12 protein-coding genes are annotated in these 18,196 nt (G+C 72.8%); 6 read left to right on the top strand and 6 right to left on the bottom strand.

What is annotated here, in order from left to right; all coding sequences use genetic code 11:
* Positions 1–64: 64 nt before the first annotated feature.
* From IT371_07920 to IT371_07910, 3 genes are read left to right on the top strand one after another with little or no spacing between them, the layout of a single operon-like run.
* Positions 65–5,572, top strand: a complete 5,508-nt coding sequence (locus IT371_07920) for a tetratricopeptide repeat protein (GenBank protein MCC6747567.1) — start codon at positions 65–67, stop codon at positions 5,570–5,572.
* Entirely contained in the window at positions 5,569–7,056 is a 1,488-nt protein-coding gene (locus tag IT371_07915; GenBank protein MCC6747566.1) for an SH3 domain-containing protein, read from the top strand. The genes IT371_07920 and IT371_07915 overlap by 4 nt, the downstream gene beginning before the upstream one ends.
* Positions 7,053–7,538 (top strand): hypothetical protein, encoded by a 486-nt coding sequence (locus tag IT371_07910; protein MCC6747565.1) that lies wholly within the window; start codon positions 7,053–7,055, stop codon positions 7,536–7,538. The genes IT371_07915 and IT371_07910 overlap by 4 nt, the downstream gene beginning before the upstream one ends.
* Positions 7,539–7,555: 17 nt before the next feature.
* On the opposite strand, the gene IT371_07905 is transcribed toward IT371_07910, so the two are convergent.
* On the bottom strand, positions 7,556–8,428 hold the full coding sequence (locus IT371_07905) for an MBL fold metallo-hydrolase (GenBank protein ID MCC6747564.1): 873 nt from the start codon (positions 8,426–8,428) through the stop codon (positions 7,556–7,558).
* An 8-nt stretch (positions 8,429–8,436) separates the two neighbouring features.
* The gene (locus IT371_07900) at positions 8,437–9,138 is read right to left on the bottom strand and encodes a hypothetical protein (GenBank protein MCC6747563.1); all 702 of its coding nucleotides are present in this window, start codon (positions 9,136–9,138) and stop codon (positions 8,437–8,439) included.
* Between the two features lie 438 nt (positions 9,139–9,576).
* Here IT371_07900 and IT371_07895 point away from each other — a divergent pair, with 438 nt between their 5' ends.
* A complete protein-coding gene (locus IT371_07895; GenBank protein ID MCC6747562.1) occupies positions 9,577–10,233 on the top strand; it encodes a hypothetical protein in 657 nt (218 codons plus the stop codon).
* A gap of 78 nt (positions 10,234–10,311) precedes the next feature.
* Here IT371_07895 and IT371_07890 read toward each other — a convergent pair whose 3' ends face one another.
* The 3 genes from IT371_07890 to IT371_07880 form a co-directional block, all read right to left on the bottom strand.
* A complete protein-coding gene (locus tag IT371_07890) occupies positions 10,312–11,949 on the bottom strand; it encodes a hypothetical protein (GenBank protein MCC6747561.1) in 1,638 nt (545 codons plus the stop codon).
* A 105-nt stretch (positions 11,950–12,054) separates the two neighbouring features.
* Positions 12,055–12,417, bottom strand: coding sequence for a DUF4190 domain-containing protein (locus IT371_07885; GenBank protein ID MCC6747560.1), 363 nt, complete (start codon positions 12,415–12,417; stop codon positions 12,055–12,057).
* Positions 12,414–12,833, bottom strand: a complete 420-nt coding sequence (locus IT371_07880; GenBank protein ID MCC6747559.1) for a DUF2752 domain-containing protein — start codon at positions 12,831–12,833, stop codon at positions 12,414–12,416. Before IT371_07880 ends, IT371_07885 begins: the two co-directional genes overlap by 4 nt.
* Before the next feature lie 72 nt (positions 12,834–12,905).
* Here IT371_07880 and IT371_07875 point away from each other — a divergent pair, with 72 nt between their 5' ends.
* Together IT371_07875 and IT371_07870 are read left to right on the top strand one after the other, a co-directional pair.
* Complete coding sequence (locus IT371_07875) at positions 12,906–14,558, top strand: NAD(P)/FAD-dependent oxidoreductase (GenBank protein MCC6747558.1); 1,653 nt, start codon at positions 12,906–12,908, stop codon at positions 14,556–14,558.
* 60 nt (positions 14,559–14,618) lie between these two features.
* Positions 14,619–15,731 (top strand): Gfo/Idh/MocA family oxidoreductase, encoded by a 1,113-nt coding sequence (locus tag IT371_07870; protein ID MCC6747557.1) that lies wholly within the window; start codon positions 14,619–14,621, stop codon positions 15,729–15,731.
* A 5-nt stretch (positions 15,732–15,736) separates the two neighbouring features.
* Here IT371_07870 and IT371_07865 read toward each other — a convergent pair whose 3' ends face one another.
* Positions 15,737–18,124: a glycoside hydrolase family 31 protein gene (locus tag IT371_07865; GenBank protein ID MCC6747556.1), complete on the bottom strand. Its 2,388-nt coding sequence runs from the start codon at positions 18,122–18,124 to the stop codon at positions 15,737–15,739.
* Between the last annotated feature and the right edge of the window lie 72 nt (positions 18,125–18,196).

Below are 18,196 nucleotides of genomic sequence, written 5' to 3'. Positions count from 1 at the left end.
GGGCCCCCCGAGGTGCCGATCCCCCGCGGCTGTCTGCTATGATGGTGGGCCAAGGCGAGGGCGGATGACCAACGGCAACGGCGACGACGACATTCGCGGGCTCAGGGAGCGTCTCGGCGTATCTCCCAAGCCGCCGACCGAAACGCAGAGCGGCCAGTCTCCCGCGGCCCGGCCAGAGGGAGCCCCGGCGAGTCGACCCAAGACGCGCGAGGTGACGAGCGGGACCGTCGGGCGTTCGAGCGCCGAAGCTGCGTCGGACAAGGCGGACGCGGAGACCACCGCCAAGCCGGGCCAGCGAGGGGACGCGACCGGCCGGCGCGGCGGCGACGCGGCGGCGCGTGGCGGCGGGCGGGCAGACGCGACGGGTCGCACCGGCGGCCTGCGCACGGGACGCAGCAGCAGCAAGGGTCCCCCCACGATCAAGGGGGCGAGCCCGCTCGGCCTCCCGGGCGGAGCGCGACCGATCCTCGCCCCATCCGCCGCGAGAGCCACCGGAGGAGGCGCGGGCTCTCTCGAGTCGGGGCGTGCTCCGATCGAGGACGTGGCGCCCACCGAAGACGACGTGCTGAGCCTTTCGCTGACCGGCGCCGAGGAGATCGAGCTCCTCGAAGGGGAGGATCTGCTCGAGGAGGTGAGCATCGTCTCGGGCGACCGACTGGCGCCCCGACCGAGAGTGATACTGCGGCGCGAGCAGCGCGTCCCCACCCCCGCGCCGCGGGCCACGGAACCTGCGCTCGTCGAGGCGGCGCGCCTCGAGCTGACGCGGCGCTTCTTCCTGGCTGAAGCGGTCTCGCTGGCCGAGGCGCAACCGGAGCACGCCGGGCTCATGTGGATCGAGGCGGCGGCGGCGGCCGAGCGCGCCGGCGCGGAGGGACCGCTCGTGCTCTCGCACCTGCGCGCGGCGCTCGAGCTCCGGCCGGATAGCCCGTGGCTCGTACCGCTCGTGCGCCGGGCCATGCTCCGGCTGGGAGAGGTGGACGAGGCCTTCGAGCTCTGCGAACGCGAGGCCGCCCTCGGCGGAGAGGCCCAGACGCGCGTCGCGGTGCTCCAGGAAGCGGCGGCCCTCCTGCGGTACCGGCGCCACGACGCGCGCAGCGCCCTCGCGCTGGTGGAGCGGGCTCTCGAGCTGGACCCGGGATCCGCCCCCTTGCTCTCGAGCGCCGCGGCACTCCACCTGGAGCTCGCGCACTTCGAGGAAGCCGCGCTGCGGCTCGAGCAGTTTGCGGAGGTGCTCTCCTCCGCCGAGGAACGCGCGCTCTACCTCTACCAGGCGGGCAGCGTGCGCGAGGCGCGGCTGAGCCAGCGCGCCCAGGCCGAAGCTACCTACGCGCGAGCCGTCGAGGCCGACCCTACCAACGTACCGGCGCTCCTCGCGCTGGTTAGCCTCCACGAGCGTGCCGACGCCGCGGCCCCCACCTGCCTCGCCGTCGAACGCCTCGCCGCGCAGGTCTCCGACGCGACGCTCGAGGGGAGACTGCTGCTGCGCGCCGGAGCGCTGCACGTCGAGAGAACCGGCGACCTCGAGGCCGCCGCCAAGGATCTCGCCCGCGCCACGCGCACGCTCCCCGACGACCCGGCCGCGGTCCAGCGGCTGACCTACGTCTACGAGGCGAAGGGGCGGCTCGGCGACCAGGTGGCCGCGCTTCGGCACCTCGTCGGACTGGTCACCGACCCGCAGGGCCGGGCGGCCTTGCTCACGCGCATCGGATGGCTGCTGGAGAGCCGCGCGCACGACGTGGATGGCGCGATCGCGGCCTACGGCGAGGCCCTCGCCGCGGTGCCGACCTACCTCCCTGCCCTGCAGGCGCTCGGCGCGCTCCACCGCTTCCGCGGCGACTGGGAGGCGCTCCTCGCGATCCACGCCCCCGAGACCGAGGGCACGGCGTCGGCCGAGGCCCGCGCCGTTCGCTGCGTCGAGCTGGCGGAGATCCTGACCCAGCGCCTAGCACGACCGGAAGAGGCGCTCACCTACTACCGACGCGCGCTCGAGCTCCATCCGACGCTCCACCTCGCGGCGTGGGGCCTCATCCGGCTCCTCCGCGAGCTCGGCCGGTACGACGACCTCGCCGAGCTCCTCGAGCAGCGCGTCGAGCTCAGCACCGACCCCAAGTCGCGGCACCACCTGCTGCTCGAGCTGGCCCAACTCCAGGCCGGACCCTTGCAGGCCCTCGACCGGGCGATCGAAACGCTCGAACGCGCTCGCGGTCTCGAGCAGACGCGGACGGCCGCGCTGCGGCTCGTTCCTCTCTACGAGAAGGCGGGCCGGGCCGTCGACCTCGTGGCGCTTCTGCTCGCGCAGGCCGACGACACGACCGACGCGACCGAGGCCCAATCCCGACGCCTGCGCGCAGCGGACCTGCTCGAGATGGTTCTGGAGGAGCCCGACCGGGCCCTGCGCATCTACCGGGACGTCCTGACGCAGGACCCACGCAACGTGGCCGCCATCCGCGCCGCGGGGCGTATCTACTACCGGCTGGGCCGCTGGCAGGAGCTCATCGACCTCCATCGCCACGAGCTCGAGACGGACCCCGATCGGCGCGATGCGGGGGCGATCCTGTGCCGCATCGGGCGCATCTATCAGGAGCACCTCGGGCAGGCTCCCGCCGCGGTCGAGGCCTACACGCGCGCGCTCGCCCACGATCCGGGGCTCATGCCGGCGCTCTCTGCCGTCGAGGCGCTGGTGCGGTCGGCGGGGCAGTGGCGCGAGCTCGTGGAGGTGCTGCGCCGCTACGCCGTCGCCTCGACGGACCCGCTCTCCGCGGCGGACGCCCTCTGCCGCGCGGCCGAGGTGGCCGAGCTCCATCTGGAGGATCTGACGCAAGCGACGCAGCTCTATCGTGAGGCCGCCCAGCGCTATCCGGAGATGGCGAGCCCGCACCAAGGACTCCTCCGCATCTACCGCCGGCAGGAGCGGTGGGACGAGCTGGCGCAGCACCTCGTCGAGCAGGCCGCACGAACCCGCGGCACCGAGGAGAGGGCGCACCTCCAGCTGGAGCTGGCGCGCGTTCGGGAGCTCTACCTTCACGAGCCCCCCGACCTCGGCCTGTATTCGACCGTGGCGCAGGTCCTCGGCAGCGCGCGCCTCTCCGCCGATCTGACGCGCGTCCGGCGCACCCTGCACGCCGACGACCTCGCCGCGTGGCTGGGTGCTCTCGGGCGCGCGGCGAACGACGACGGCCTCGCGGTGGCGCTGCTCCTGGAGGCGGCGCAGCTGCTGGAGTTCGGCGAGGGGCAACCTGCCGACGCGCTCCACGCCGCGCTGGCGGCGCACGATCGCCGCCCGAACGACACGGCCACGCTGTGGGCGCTCGAGCGGCTGCTCTGGCGTGCGGGGCGCCACGCCGACCTCGCGGCCGTCCTCATCGACCAGGCCACCCTAGAGCTCGACCCGGTGGTTCGCACGCAGCGGCTGGTCTCGGCCGCCTCGGCGTACGTGGTGGCGAAGCAGCCGGAGGCCGCCGCGCGCGTCGCACGGGAGTGCCTGCGGCTTGACGACCAGTCGGTCCCCGCCCTCCGCCTCCTCGCGGAGCTCGCCGAGGAGCAGTCCAACTGGCCCGAGCTCGCCACGGTCTGCGACCAGCTCGCCAAGGCCAGCGCGAGCGGCGAGAACCGCACGAGCTGCGCCCTCCGGGCGGCCGACCTCTGGGCCGAGCGCCTGGGCGACACGGCCCGCGCCCTGGCCAGCCTGGCCCAGCCCCTCTCCGAGCAGCCGGGCCACGCGGAGGCCTTCGGCCGCGCCGAGCGGCTCCTCCGACTGCGACAGGACTACGCGGAGCTCTCGCGCCTCTACATTCGCCGTATTCGCGCCACGCCCGAGGCCGGCGAGAGAGCCGAGCTCTTACGACTGCACGCGCGCATCCTGCGCGACGACCTGGACGACCCCACGCGCGCGATCAACGAGCTCATCGAGTACCTGGCCCTCTGCCCGGAAGACGTGGGGGCGCTGTCGGACCTCGCGGACCTGCATTGCGCCACGCAGCGCTGGTCCGACGCGACGGTCGTGCTCGAGCGGCTGGCCAAGGTCGCGACCGAGACCCACCAGCGCCACACGGCGCGGCTGCGGCAAGCGGAGGTCTGGCTCCGACACCTCCACGACGTGAAGACGGCTCGGCGCGTGCTCGAACAGGCCATCGAGGAGCAGCCGCAGGACCTCGGCGCGAAGCGGCTCATGGTCGAGCTGGCCACCGTCTCGGGTCAGTGGGACGAGGCGCGCGCGCTCCTCGAACAGGTGGCCGCCGACGACGACTCCAGCGTGCAGGTCTGGGCCATGTCCCAGCTCGCCGAGGTGGCCCGCAGCGGTCTCCGCGACGACGACCTCCGTCGCCAGTACGAGACCGAGGCGCTGGCACAGGCGGCCATGCAGCCCGCGGCCCTCGCCGAGCTGCTCCAGGCCTACCGGGCCCGCGACGAGCTCTCCCGCATCGTGGAGCTCGGGGAGTCGCTGCTCAAGAACACCACGCGCCCCTCGGTCGCCCTGCCGTTGCGGGTCGTCGTGGCTCGCTTGCTTCTCGAACACACGCGCCAGCCGGCGCGGGCGCTCGAGTACCTCCGCGAGACGCTTCACGCGGAACCGCACCACGAGGAGGCTCAGCTCCTCTACGGTCAGGCTCTCGCCGCGCAAGGCGAGTCCGAAAACGCCGTGGCCGTCTTCCGCAAACTCTTGCAGCGCGACCCGGGACGCCTCGAGGCCTATCGGGGCCTCGTCGCCGCCCAGAACGCGCTCGGCAACGCGGAGCTCGCGGCGAGCGCCGGGTCCCTGCTCGACTTCTTCGGTGCCGCGGGCCCCGAGGAGGCGCTGCACGCCCGCTCCCTCGAAGGGGCGGTCCTCCCGCCGGGGGCGCTCGACGTGGCCCGCATCGCGCTACCCTCCGAGCTCCGCGCGGTGCGTGAGGTCCTCGAGCTGCTCGCGCCGCACCTGGGTCCCCTCTACGCGCCACCTGCGGGACGCCCCCTCGCGTCGACCCACCCGGCGGTCGCTGCTGCGACGCGGCTCGCGACCTGCCTTGGCGTCGGCCCGGTCGCCGTAAGCGTCGGGAGCGGCCCGGGCGCCGCGGTCACCGTGGGCCAGCAGCCGGTCGCCGTGCGCCTGGCCCCCGCGCTCGTCGACGCCCACAGCGAACCGGCCTACCGCTTCTGGGTCGGCCGCGCGCTGGCGAGCGCCGCGACCGCTGGCGCGCTCCTCGAGCAGCTGCGCGACCCCGACCTCTCCACGCTGCTCGACGCCGCGTTGAACCCGCGCCCCGACGACGAGGAGGTGCAGCAGCTCCGCAAGCAGCTCCACCGCCACCTGCCCCGGAAGGTGCGCAAGCAGCTCGAGGACACGCCTCGACCCGGTCTCACCTCCGGTACCTGGGCCAGCTACCGCGCCGCGGAGCGCCAACGCGCCGACCTGGTCGGCCTGCTCCTCTGCCGGAGCCCCAAGGTCGCCGTCGAGGAGCTCGCCCGCGCCGCCGGGCTCGCCGCGGCCGACGTGACGCAGAACCCCACCCTGGCGCGCCTCATGCTCTTCGCCGTCTCCGACGACTTCGCGCGCCTCTACCGCGGCCTGTGGACCACCCCCGCCTTCGCGTGAGCTGGCCCCGTTCCCCGAGGGGTTCGGTCGGGCTCGCGTCCTCGCTCGCGCTCCTCGTCGCGCTCACCTCCACGGGCTGCCGCCCCCGCGGCCCGGCCTCGCGGGCCTGCGCCGAGTTCCCCCCCTGCCCGGCCGTCGCGCCCGCTCCGCCGGTGCTCCCCTTCGAGCGCCCCGAGCACCTCGTCCCGGAGCACTGGCTGACGCGCGTGTCTGCGCCCGAGCTCGCGCTCCTCGATCCCGCTCACCTCGAGGCGCACAACCGTCGCGTCGAGCAGCTCTCGAAGGGGGGCTGGCCCCTCGGCCGCTGGGACCTCCTCTCCCCCGCGCTCCCCCCGCGCGACCTCGCCCGCTACTTTCCGGAGCAGTGGCGTCGCCTCGCCGAGGCCATCGCCGCCGGCCGCCGCGTGCAGGCGGACGGACGACCTCCTCGGGCCGCGCTCCTCGAGGAGCTGCGCGCGGAGCTCGCGTCCGCCGAGCCCACAGACGAGCTGCGCGTGGCTTTCCGCAGCAGCCCCCTTCGCTGCTACCCGACGGCCGAGCCGCTCTACGAGAAGGCCGGGGACACGGACTTCGATCAGCTTCAGTGCGCCCAGCTCCGCTTCGGCGAGCCGGTGCGCGTCTTCCGCCGCGGCCGCCGCTTCGTCTACGCCTGGTCCACCTACGCCGAGGGATGGGTCGACCCCACCGCGCTCACCCCGCCCCTCGGACGAGACCAGCTCGAGCAGTACCTCCGCCCCCGCGAGCGCGCCGTGGTCCACGAAGACCGGACGGCGGTCTTCTCGGCAGGTTCCTCCCCGGTCCTGCTCGGCGCAGCGGGCCTCGGTCTCTCGCTGCCGCTCCTCGGTACCGAGGCGCAGCAGCTACGCGTCCTCGCCCCGGCGCCCTCCGGCCTCGTCGAGGCGCACCTCCCGGCGCGCGCCGCGAGCGCCGAGCTGCCCCCCTTCTCGCGCGCGGCACTCTACCGGGCCGCCTTCCGCTTGCTGCACACGCCCTACGGCTGGGGCGGCACCGGTAACCACCGCGACTGCTCGCGCCTCCTCATGGACCTCTTCGCCACCTTCGGCCTGCGTCTGCCGCGCAACTCGCGCCAGCAGGCGCTGAGCGGGCCACGGCAGATCGACGTGGCGCGGCTCGACCCCGCCGCCAAGGTCGCCGCGATCGAGGCCGCGAACGAGCGCGGGGTGGTGCTGCTCTACCTCCCCGGGCACATCATGCTCTACCTCGGCAGGGAGGGCGGCGAGCTCTTCGCCTTCCACCAGTTCTCCGGGTACCTGGTCCCCTGCCCGGGCGGGGGCGAGACGATGGTTCGCGTGAACCGCGCCGCGGTGACCTCGCTCAGCCTCGGCCGGGGGGGTTCGCGACGGAGCTTTCTAGAACGCATCACCCGATTGGTCGTCTTCGGGGGCCTGCCGAGCGCCACGGTGCAACCATCGCAGGCCAGGCTCGTGCCGCGGCCCGGGCCGGGTGCCTCGTGGGTTCGGTGACTCCTCCCCTCCCCGGGTCGGGTCGCCCAGCGGGCCTCCTGCTCGTCGGGGTGGCCCTGCTCATGATGGGATCGGTGCTGCTCCTCATCTACAGCGCGCGACCGGGGCTCCCCGCGGTGCTCTGGTTCGGCCCCGAGATCTACTTCCTCGCCGTGGGAGCGAGCGTGCTGGCGCGGACCGGCTTCGGTCGGCGGCACGGAGGGCGGGCGCTGACCTTCCTGCTGGTCGTGAGCGGCAGCGGCCTCGTCGCGGCGCCGCTCCTGGCCTTCATGCGGAGGCTACCCGTCTCGGTCGCGGTGCTCGCCGCGCTGACCTGCCTGGGCGTGGTCCTGGCCGCGGCGGCGGTGCGTCGCCCCTTCGAACGCCTCGCCGCCGGCTATTTCCACGAGGGCTCGAGCTGGCCCACTCTGCTTCCTGCCCTGCTGATCAGCCTCGGGTACACCGCCCTGGTCGCCCTGGCGCTGGGCGGCGGCAATCGATAGCTTCGCCGCTCAGCGGGTCACAGCGGGAAACCGTCGAGCACCGGCAGCGGGTCCGTGCCCCGATAGCGCCCGTGCGCGTCGCGCGAGACCCGGCACGCCGCCGCCTCGGGGTCGTGCGCGAAGAGGAGCTGCGCGCCACGCTCCGCCGCGCGCGCCAGGAGCGCCGCCTTCTCGTCGATCACCAGCTCGGCATGGCGGTCGTAGCCCATCGTCACCGGCAGGTGGACCCACGGCAGCCCCGGGATCAGATCCCCGCAAAAGATCGCCGTCCCCGCGGGGGTTGAGAGCTCCGTGAGGAGCAGGCCCGGCGTGTGCCCGTCGGAGAGCGTGAAGCTGAACTCGGGACCCAGCAGCCCGCCGAAGTCCGCGTCGAGGAGGACCAGCCGGCCGCTCGCCTCGAGGAGCCCCGGTAGCTCGGGGATGAACGACGCGCGATCGCGGGCGTGCGGCGCCACCGCCCGCTCCCAGGCCCTCCGCCCGACGGCGAAGCGCGCCCGCGGGAAGACCAGCTCGAAGGGGGCGTCAGGCCTCCACGCGCTCAGCAATCCTCCCGCGTGATCGAAGTGCAGGTGCGACAGCACCACGAGGTCGATCGCCTCGGGCTCCACTCCACGGGCCGCGAGGCTCGCGAGCAGCTCGTGGCGGGTCCCCTCCACGCCGAACCGGTCGCGCAGCTTCGGCTCGAAGAAGAGGCCGATCCCCGTCTCGAGCAGGATCCGTTCGTCGCGCTCCTCGTCGTGGATGAGGAAGCCTCGGCACGCGAGCGGCAACCGGTGCCGCGCATCCGGCGCGATCCAGCCCTCCCAGACCGGCCGCGGCACGTTGCCGAACATCGCCCCACCGTCGAGACGTTGCCGATTGCCTTCGATGCTGTAGATCCGATAACGCATGGCCCCACTCACAGGCTCACCTCGCCCCCGGGTTCGAGCACGGCCCAGGCGCCGCGCACGTCGGCGCCGCACAGGCTGAGCCACCGGAACAGCTCCTCCGTGGCCGCCGCGAGCTGCGCCCGGCCTCCGACCTCGACCGGGTAGTAGATGCACCCCGCGAGCCGCGTCGAGGCCGGCGTGAGCTTCGTCGCCAGACCGTCCTTGATGGGGGTCACCATCGGACGCGACACCTCCCCGGCGAGACCAGCGCCGCAGAGCAGATCCTCGAGCTCGAGGGTCTGCCCGGCGGCGTTGAAGACGTAGCTCTCGCCCGGCCGCCCGAGTCGCAGCTCGAAGCATCGCGTCTCGGCCAGATCCAGGTCCCAGACGGAGATCGGGACCAGCCGGCCGAGGCTGACGAGGTTGTTCGCGTCCACCGGGCCGTTGATGCGGGGGAAGTCCTCGGCCGTCGCCGCGCGCAGGAGGTACTCGCTCGCGGGCTTGCCTCGTCCGGTAGGCTTGTAGCGGCCGTTCCGCAGCACATCGCGGCAGCCCTGCCGGAGCGCCTCCTCGGACGCCGCGAGCGGCTCGGCCTTTCGACGCGCGATGCACGCGTCGAGCGCCTGCGAGAGCGGCGTGGGGGCGGCCCCGACCTCCACACCCTCGACGCGCAGCACGCCGAAGGCCAGGTCAGAGCGAGGGACTCGATGACGGATCGTGATGGGGGTCATGCCCGGCAGAAGATACCAGGCGGCCCAGGAGGCGGCTAGAGCGCCCCCACGACAAACGGGTCTGACCGCGGACCGTCGGTCAATGGTGCCTGGAGCGATGGTGGCACTAGCCACGGGTGGTGGGCGACGTCGTGCGGGCCCGCGTTGGGCCGAGGGGCGAGACGTCATGGGGGGCAGCGCGAGCGGCGGTGGGCGCACGCGAAGGGGAGAGCGAAAGCGCAGGCGGCGGTGGGCGCACGCGGGGAGCGGGGGTGGATCGGTGCGGCGGGGAGGGGGTGTTTGTGTTGTTCGTGCAAAGACATCGCTTGACGTCAGACCAGCGCTTTGCTATTATTGGCCTTATTCATGCTGGCACACAAACATAAATCCTCCTCGGGAGATGGCCCCTCTTCGGGCGCGCGTGTTCCGGCGGGTTCTGCGAAGCAGCTTCCATTGCCGATGCGGGAGGCGAAGGGCTGGGGCGGGAAGCGGAAGGGTGCGGGGCGGAAGAAGCAGCCGGGCAGCGGGCTGCCGCATCGGGCGCGGCCGCGGCTCGCGAGCCGGTTTCCGGTGCACGTGACGATGAAGGTCGTGTCAGACCTGCCCAACCTGCGCGCGAAGCCGCAGCTCCGGGTGATCGAGGGCGCAATTCGGGCGGCGCTCGGCCGCCACGGGCTCAATCTCGCCCACTACTCGATCCAGAAGAACCACCTCCACCTCATCACCGAGGCCAAAGACCGGGACGTCCTGATGAAGGGGCTCAGGGGCCTGGCGATTCGCCTCGCCCGGCGACTCAACGATAGCCTCGGGCGGCACAGGCGGGTCTTCGCCGACCGCTACCACCAGCGCATCCTGCGCACGCCCAGCGAGACAAGGCACGCCCTCAGCTACGTGCTCCAGAACCGACGGAAGCACTGCGTCGAGCGCGGCAAGTGGGTGCCCAGGCGCGAGCTCGACCCGTGCTCCTCGGCGCTCTATCTCAAGGGCGGCTGGAAGGACGTCGTGCCGGTGCCGCCCTCGGGAGAGCCTACGGTCGGCAAGCCACGAACCTGGCTCCTGCAAACGGGCTGGAAGCTCCGAGGGAGGCTGCGTACCGACGAAGTTCCAGGGCGCTGAGCGTCGAGAGGGCGGCGAAGTGGGGCCGCCTCAAGGCGCATGACCGATCATCGTGGATCACACCCGCGGCAGACGCCGTTACTTCACGCGCACCACGCGCAGCCGCGCCTTCGCCGCCGGCTCCACCTTGAGCTGCACCTGGAGCGTCTTCGCGTCCGCGCCGGCCTCGAGTCGCAGCAGCTCCGCACCGCCGGCACGCAGCTTGCCGTCGGCCGCCGCCACCCCTTGCACCTTCGGTCCCGTGAGCTGCTGCCCGTGAAAGACGGTGAAGAGGTTGCAGCCGCGCTGCCGCGTCGTCACCGGGTCCTTGGTGGTGGGCAGGAAGTTGAAGCGCGCGTCCCCGGAGAGGGGCTTGCCGTCCGTTCCCCGGTTCGATAGGGCCATCGCCGTCCAGAACTGGAGCACGAGCTCCTCGTAGCCCTTCGGGAAGCTCTGGTCCAGGTTGTCGTCGCCCAGCGCCGGGCGATCCATGTACGCGCGCAGCCACTTGATGCCGCCCCGGTCCTTCGGCGTGCCGTCGGCCTCCATCGCATCTCCGCCCGCCTGGTCGAAGAGGTAGCGGAGCAGCAGGTACCCCGCGCCACGCATGATGCCGTCCCCGGCGCCCGGAACGTAGCTCTTGAGCTCCGCGCTGGTCACGTTCGGGATCGCCACCTCGCCGATCGCCGCCAGCGTGGCCTGCACCACGTAGAAGTTCCCCGCCTGGTAGCCGCTCAGATCCTGCGCGAGGCCGCTCAGCCCCTCGGTGATGTAGGGGTTCTCCTTCTTGTCCGTCGTGCCGTTGAGGAGGTACTTCCGATAGAAGTAGATCGCGTGCTGGAACTCGTGCGCGATGGTCTCGAGCATCGCCGCGGCCGTGTTGTACGGCGGCTGGAGCGAGCTCGGCGGCGAGAGGTAGACCAGCTCGAGCCCGTTGCTCGTCGGGCAGCCGGCCACCTTGCCCGGATCGACCAGGTCGCAGGGAGAGACGTAGGCCACGGCCGAGGCGGTCACGAGCGGGCTCATGAGCACCGCGATGTGCCCGTCCCCGTTCACGTCCGACTCCTGGCCGAAGTAGATGCGCTCGCGCGGCACGATCACCTTCGCGAAGCCGTCGGCGAGCTGCTTGAGCGTCGCCTCGTCGATCGTCGCCGCGGGCTGCGTGGTGCGGTCGATCCAGAAGACCGCGACCTCGTCGACCCAGATCGCCTCGGCCTCGATCTCCTGGTTCCCCGTGGCGCCGCGGAGCTGGAACTTGCGCTTGTCTCCCTTGCGCGGGGGCGAACCGAAGGGCTTGTAGCTGGGCTTGCGCGCCATCGGCCCGCTCGCCGTGCTCAGCACCTCGTCGAGGCGGCGCGCGAAGTCGCAGCGCGGGGCCGGAGCCGCAGGGAGCGGAGGCGCAGGCGGCGCGGGCTGCATCGGCTTGGCGGTCGCGGCGTTCACCTCGTAGCTGTAGAGCTTGAGCGCCTCGCGGCTCGACGAGGTGAGGACGAGCAGGTACTCCGCCCCCGGGGCCGTCGGCAGCTGGCCGGCAATGGCTCCCTGGCCGTCGGCCACGAGCTCGCGGAATTCGCCCACCGCCATCGCGCCGCTCGGCGCGGCGTCAGCTCGTCCCCCGTCGCTGGCGCGGCCGTCGGCGGGCGGCGCTCCGTCGCTCGCGACCGCACCGTCCGGGGCCGCGGGGCTGCTGCTGCACGCAGCGAAGGCGAGTGCTCCAAGCCAGGTGATTCGTCTCACGGCGACGTCTCCTCGGGATGAAAGGCCCCCAGGGGGGTCGTCATACTCCGGAGGCGCCTTGGAGGTCCAGCCCCCTGAAAGGGGGTCGCGAAGGGGCGCGCCGGCTCAGCGCCAGGGGACCATGCGCGCCGCGCCGCCGAGGATCATGCCCCAGACGAACCAGTAGAGGGTGTAGATGAGTCCGATCACGCAGCCCACGATGCCGCAGACCAGCCCCGCGATGGCCATCCCCTTGCCCGCCAGCGTGCCTCCGGCGGCCGCGTTCGCCGCGCTGAAGCGGGAAAAGAGCACGATCGCGATGATGCCGCAGGCCGGGCCGATGAGCGGCAGGCAGCAGAGGACCGTGGCCACGATGCCGAGGACCATGCTCGCGATGGCGCGCCCGTCGAGCGGGGTCCCTGCGGGCGGTCCGGGCGGGCCCGGCGTGCGGTAGGGGTCGCCGTACGGGTGGGGAGCGCTTCCGTTCATCGTGCACCGCCTCGTGAGGTGTGAAGGACGAGCTCGACGACCCAGTGGCCGAGCGACAGGAGGACGACGCCCCAGGCGGCGCCCGAGGCGAAACGAACAAACCCCCGCGGCGAGCGGTGCCCCCGCAGCCGCAGGGCACACGTAACCAGGCTCGCCGCGTAGAGCAGCGCGAGGGGTAGGAGCGCGGGATAGGCCCGCCAGGCCCCGGGCAGGTCCAGCGCGAAGAGGGACGCGAGCCCGCGTCCGAGGCCGCAGCCCGGGCAGGGCAGCTCGAAGAGCGCGTGCGTCACGCAGCGCGGCGCCACGGGAAGGGCCGCGGCGAGGACTACCGGAAGCGCCACCAGCGCCCCGAGGCCAGCGAGCCAGCCGGCCGAAGACGAGATACGAGCTGGCGCCGCGCTCGGTGCGATTCGCATGGAAGCGGAAGGATAGTCGTCCGCGCCCGGGTTTGCCAAGCCGGGAGCTCCGAGGTTAGGGTTTCGCCTCTCATGGACCGCACCCATCGCACCAACGCGCCCCGAGCTACGAGCTACGACGTCGTGATCGTCGGGGCCGGGCCGGGCGGACTCACCGCAGCGGCGGCGCTCGGCCGCCAGGGGCTGCGCGTGCTCGTCGCGGAGCAACACTTCGCCCTCGGCGGCAACGCCCAGACCTTCCACCGCCGCAAACGCTACGCCTTCGACGTGGGCATCCACTACCTCGGCGATTGCGCCCCCGGCGGCATCGTCCCCTCGATCCTCGAGGACGTGGGCGCTCCCGGCGTCACCTTCCTGCCGATGGACCCCGAGGCCTTCGACCTGCTCCGCTTCCCCGACCTCTCGCTGCGCGTGCCGGCCGACTGGGGCCGCTACCAGGCGCGGCTCGAGGAGGCCTTTCCCGACGAGCGCGTCGCCGTGGCGAGCTTCGTGCGTTACCTGCAAACCATCGTGAGGCGCTCGGGGATGGGGCGCACCTTCACCAAGCTCGTGCTGCTCAAGCGTCCTTCGGCGCTCCTCCGCCCGCTCCTCCTCGGCGACCCGGCCTACCTGGCCCGCTCCCGGCCCATGGAGCCCATGCCCGAGGCCGACGCGCTAGAGCGCCGTATGGGTCGCGGCTGGACCGACTGCACGCTGGGCGAGGTCTTCGACGCGCTCGGCGCCAGCGCGCGCCTGCGACACGTGCTCGGCGCGCAGAACCTCCTCTACGCCGCCCCCTGGTCCCGCGCCTCGGCCGGCATGCACGCGCTTACGCTCGACCGCTACCTGCGCGGAGCCTACTACCCCGAAGGAGGCTCGCCCGCGATCGTGGACGCCCTCGTGGCGGCGATCCACACCGCGGGGGGCGAGGTCGTCACCCGCTGTCCGGTGCGGCGCATTCTCGTCGAGAACGGCCGCGCACACGGCGTGCTGCTCGAGGACGGCAGCGTCATCTCGGCCCGGGCGGTGGTCTCGAACGCCGACGCCTTGCAGACGCTCACCGGGCTCCTCGAGGGAACGGCGCTCCCGGCGGATCTGACCGCGCGCCTGGCCCGCGCTCGCATGGCGCTCCCCCTCTTCGTGGTCTACCTGGCGCTCGACCGCCCGCCCGAGGCGCTCGGCCTGCCGAACTGCAACCTGTGGCTCTTCCCGGGCTACGGCCTCGAGGAGCAGTACGCCTCCTGCTACGCGGGCGAGCTCCCCGAGCGGCCGATGGTCTACGCCTCGTTCGCCTCGGTTCGGGACCCGCGCAACCCGCGCGTGGCTCCGCCGGGACAGACCAACCTGCAGCTCATGACCATCGCCCCGGGGGGCGCCGCCGCCTGGGCCCCCGACGCCGCGCCGCGCGGCCCCTACCGCCGCACCGCGGGCTACGCCGAGCGCAAACGCCTCCTCGAGGAGCGCATGCTCGCGACAGTGCGCGGGCTGGCGCCGGAGCTGCTCGGGCGGATCGTGTGGCAGGAGACGGCGAGCCCCCTGACCCAGGCGCGCTTCACCTGGGCCACGGGCGGAACGAGCTACGGCCTCGAGCACTCTCCCGACCAGTTCCTCACCGGCCGATTCCCTGTGGTGACCTCCCTGCCGGGCCTGTACCTGGTGGGGGCCAGCACGATCTTCGGACACGGCGTGGACGGTGCCATGCTCTCCGGCCGCGCCTGCGCCCAGGCGGTGGCCGGGGCTTTATAGTGTTATCGCTCTAGAACTTATCGTCGCTTTCGACGCGACCCACACCGAAGGAGGAGCCAGATGAACAAGCCACTGCGCGTCGGGGTCATCGGCTGCGGCGGCATCGCCCAGATGATGCACCTTCCCTTCCTCGCCGAGCGCCCGGACCTCTTCGCCATCGAGTCGCTCGCCGACACCGACGCGCGGACGGTCGAGCTCGTGGGCCGACGCTACCGCGTGGAACGGCAGCACACCGACTACCGCCGCCTGCTCGACGATCCCCTCGAGGCCGTGCTGATCCTCTCGGGGGGCTCGCACGCCCAGCCCGTCGTGGACGCGGCGGTCGCCGGCAAGCACATCCTCGTCGAGAAGCCCCTCGGGGAGAACCTCGCCGAGGTGGACCAGGTCGCCGCGGCCCTGGCCCGGGCGAAGGTCACGCTGATGGTCGGCTACCACAAGCGCTACGACCCGGGCTACCGCTACGCCCGCGAGCAGGTTCGTCGCCTGAAAGACCTGCGCACCGTGCGCGTGGACGTGCTGCACCCGGTGGACGCGCGCGCGCGCGACCATTACGTCCTCGAGCCCTCCCCCGACCCGGCCCGGGCCGCGCTCGCCGACAGCGAGGCCACCGACGGCCTCGTCGAGTACGCCGTGAAGGGCCCGCCCCGGCAGCGCATCGACGCCATCGTGGGCCCCGAAGCGCCGCTCCCGCAGCAGGTGGCCACCTTTCTCCTCTTCAACAGCCTGATCCACGACGTGAACGCCTTGCGCGGCATTCTCGGCGAGCCCGAGGAGGTGGTCTTCAGCGAGTTCTGGCGCGGGGGCCGCTGCATGCACACCCTCGTGCGCTGGAACGAAGGCCTGCGCGCCGCGCTGACGTGGACCTACCTGCCGGGCCTGCCTCACTACAAGGAGGAGCTGCTCTTCGCGAGCCCCGAAGGGCGCGTGACGATCTCGTTCCCCTCCCCCTACTACCGCCACCTTCCCACGCCCATCACCGTGGAGAGCGTCGAGGACGGCGCGCTGGCCGAGCGGACCGTCACTGTCTCGTACGAGGAGGCCTTCCGGGCCGAGCTCCACCACTTCCACCACTGCGTGACGACGGGCGCGCGCCCCGAGACCGGGCTCGACGACGCCCGCGGCGACACGCTGCTCCTCGAGAAGATCGCCCGCGCCTATCGGGCGGCGCGCTAAAGACCCTAACGGGAGAAGCACAGCAGCACCTCCGCGTCCTGCCCCACCTCGCCCAGCGCGATGGCCCACCCGCCGCGCGCTCCCCGACGCACGGCGGAGCGGGGGAGCGAACCGCCGTCGCGCAGGACCGCCAGCGGCCGCGGCCTGCCGTACACCACGAGCTCGAGGCGCCGCGAGAGAGGTCGCTCGGGGAAGCGCCCCGAGCCGGGACGAAGCGTGACGCGGAGCTCGCCGGGCGCCTGCGACACGCTGAACGGCGTCTTCGCGTACTCGCCCCGCTCGTAGGCGTAGCTCGTGCCGTCGTCCTCGTAGAGCTCCGCCTCGTAGCTCGCCGTCGCCGCCGCCGCCGGGTAGAGGTGCGCCGTGAGCCGGGTCCAGCGCGCCTCGCCCGTGCTGTGACGCTCCTCGCCCTCGAGGAGCAGCGTCCCCCCGCGCACGAAGAGGGGCAGCCGCTCGAGCGGAACCCGCTCGTGAAGGAGCGTCGGACCTTCGTGCCGCGCGCCGGTCGCGTAGTCGTACCAGTGTCCCGACGGCAGCCGGATCGCCCGCCGCGCGCGATCCGCGCCCGCCACGGGGAAGGCGAGCAGGCTCGGGCCGAGCAGGAACGCGTCGTCGAAGGTGAAGGCGCCCGCCTCGTCGGGAAACTCGAGCGCCACCGGCCGCAGGTAGGGGAGGCCGCGCTCGTGCGCCTGCCGCGCGAGCGCGTAGAGGTAGGGGAGCAGCCGGTAGCGCAGCGCGAGGAAGCGCCTCGCGAGGCGCAGCACCCGTGGACCGAAACCCCAGGGCTCGCGGGGCTGGTGGTCCCCGTGCGCGCGAAAGTTCGGGCTGAGCGCGCCGAGCTGGAACCACCGCGCGTAGAGCGGGCCGTCGAGCCGCGGCGCGTGCTTGTAGAAGCCGCCGATGTCGCTCCCCCAGTAGGGCGGCCCCCCGAGCCCCATCTGCTGCCCCTCGGAGAAGTGCCAGCGCAGGGTGTCGAAGCGCGGCGCCGTATCGCCCGTCCAGACCCCCGCCCCGAAGCGCGCCATGCCAGCCGCGGCCGAACGCGCGAGCAGGTAGACGCGCCGATCGCCGTGCGTCTTGCGCTGCCCCTCGTAGTAGGCCTGCGCCCAGGAGGCGTTGTAGCGGTTGTGCACCTGCGCCGCCGGACCTCCCGCGTGCTGCATCTCCGGCGGGTGCACCTCGGGCTCGCCGAGGTCGATCCAGAAGCCCGCCACCCCCGCGGCGAGAAGCGGCGCGACCAGCCGCTCCCAGACGTGGCGCCTCGCCCCCGGGCTGGTGAAGTCCAGGAGCGCGAGCTGCAGGTTCCACGGCCCGACGAGGAGCAGCGTCTTTCCGCCGCGATCCCGACCGAAATAGCGCAAGCGATCTAATTCCCGGTAGGGGGCCACGTCGGGGCGCACGTAGGGCTCGTTGATCACCACGGTGCGCACACCGACATTTTGGAACGCAGCGATCATTTTCTCGGGCGTGGGGAAGCGTCCGGGTCGCCGATCGAAGCGCAGCGCGCCGAGCTGCTCCTGCCCGCCGAACCAGTCCAGATCGAGGACGAGCGTGTCGAGCGGCAGCTTGCGCCGCCGGAACTCCGCCACGATCTCCCGCGCCTGACGCTCGCTCGCGTAGCCGTACCGGGATTGCTGGTAGCCGAGGGCCCACAAGGGGGGCATCGGCGGCCGGCCACAGGCCCGGCCGAGCTGGGCCAGGACCTCTTTCGGGCCCGGTCCGGCGAAGAGCACGAGGTCGAGCTCCCCCCCGAGGGGGCGGAACGAGCCCCGGTCGGGGACGCTGTTCCCGAGGTCCACCACGGTGCGGGAGGCGTTGTGCCAGAGCAGCCCGTAGCCGCGGGAGCTCAGCAGGAAGGGAATGGCTACCGTGCCACCGCCCGGCTGGAACTGATTCCAGAGCTCGTAGGTCGCGCCGCGCCGATCGAGCTGCTCGCGTCGGTGCTGCCCGAGGCCGAGGAGGCGTTCTCCGGCCTCGAGCCGCCATTCGAGCGCGGGACGCGCCGGTGTGCCGGCGAAGCGTAGCTGCAGCGAGCGCGACCCCATGCGCACCACGACCTCGGCGAGGCGCGGGCCAACCCGCACGACGAACGCGCCTCCGCCGATCGAGCCGTCCGATCGCGCCGTAACTCTGGCCCCCTGCCAGCGCCCGGGAAGAAGCATTCCCTCGGGCGAGGCCCGGTTCGACGCGGCCTCCGCCACCCGTCGCAAGCGCAGCGCGTCGGGACCGAGCCACTCGAACTCGAGGACCCGAGCTCCGCTCCGCGCTGCGAACCGCGCGCCGGAGCCGGTGATGGCCACGGCCGAGGGCTCGGGCGACGCCCCTCTCGTCCGCGACGACGGCCACGTCGCCACTACCAGGACCACCCCAACGCACCACAGAGAACGCGCCATCGCCAACCACCTTAGGGCCAGCGAATGGGTGACGCAATCGCCCTCCCCGTCGAGGCGCCTCGAGGAGCCTTG

The organism is Deltaproteobacteria bacterium, assembly GCA_020848905.1.
Taxonomy (GTDB): domain Bacteria; phylum Myxococcota_A; class Polyangia.
This window is presented reverse-complemented; position numbering and strand designations above follow the sequence as displayed.

Bases quoted from the DNA above. Each gene is read 5' to 3' on its own strand.
- IT371_07865 (MCC6747556.1), bottom strand. From the start codon at position 18,124: ATGGCGCGTTCTCTGTGGTGCGTTGGGGTGGTCCTGGTAGTGGCGACG.
- IT371_07920 (MCC6747567.1), top strand. From the start codon at position 65: ATGACCAACGGCAACGGCGACGACGACATTCGCGGGCTCAGGGAGCGT.
- IT371_07885 (MCC6747560.1), bottom strand. From the start codon at position 12,417: ATGAACGGAAGCGCTCCCCACCCGTACGGCGACCCCTACCGCACGCCG.
- IT371_07900 (MCC6747563.1), bottom strand. From the start codon at position 9,138: ATGACCCCCATCACGATCCGTCATCGAGTCCCTCGCTCTGACCTGGCC.
- IT371_07880 (MCC6747559.1), bottom strand. From the start codon at position 12,833: ATGCGAATCGCACCGAGCGCGGCGCCAGCTCGTATCTCGTCTTCGGCC.
- IT371_07895 (MCC6747562.1), top strand. From the start codon at position 9,577: ATGCGGGAGGCGAAGGGCTGGGGCGGGAAGCGGAAGGGTGCGGGGCGG.
- IT371_07905 (MCC6747564.1), bottom strand. From the start codon at position 8,428: ATGCGTTATCGGATCTACAGCATCGAAGGCAATCGGCAACGTCTCGAC.
- IT371_07870 (MCC6747557.1), top strand. From the start codon at position 14,619: ATGAACAAGCCACTGCGCGTCGGGGTCATCGGCTGCGGCGGCATCGCC.
- IT371_07875 (MCC6747558.1), top strand. From the start codon at position 12,906: ATGGACCGCACCCATCGCACCAACGCGCCCCGAGCTACGAGCTACGAC.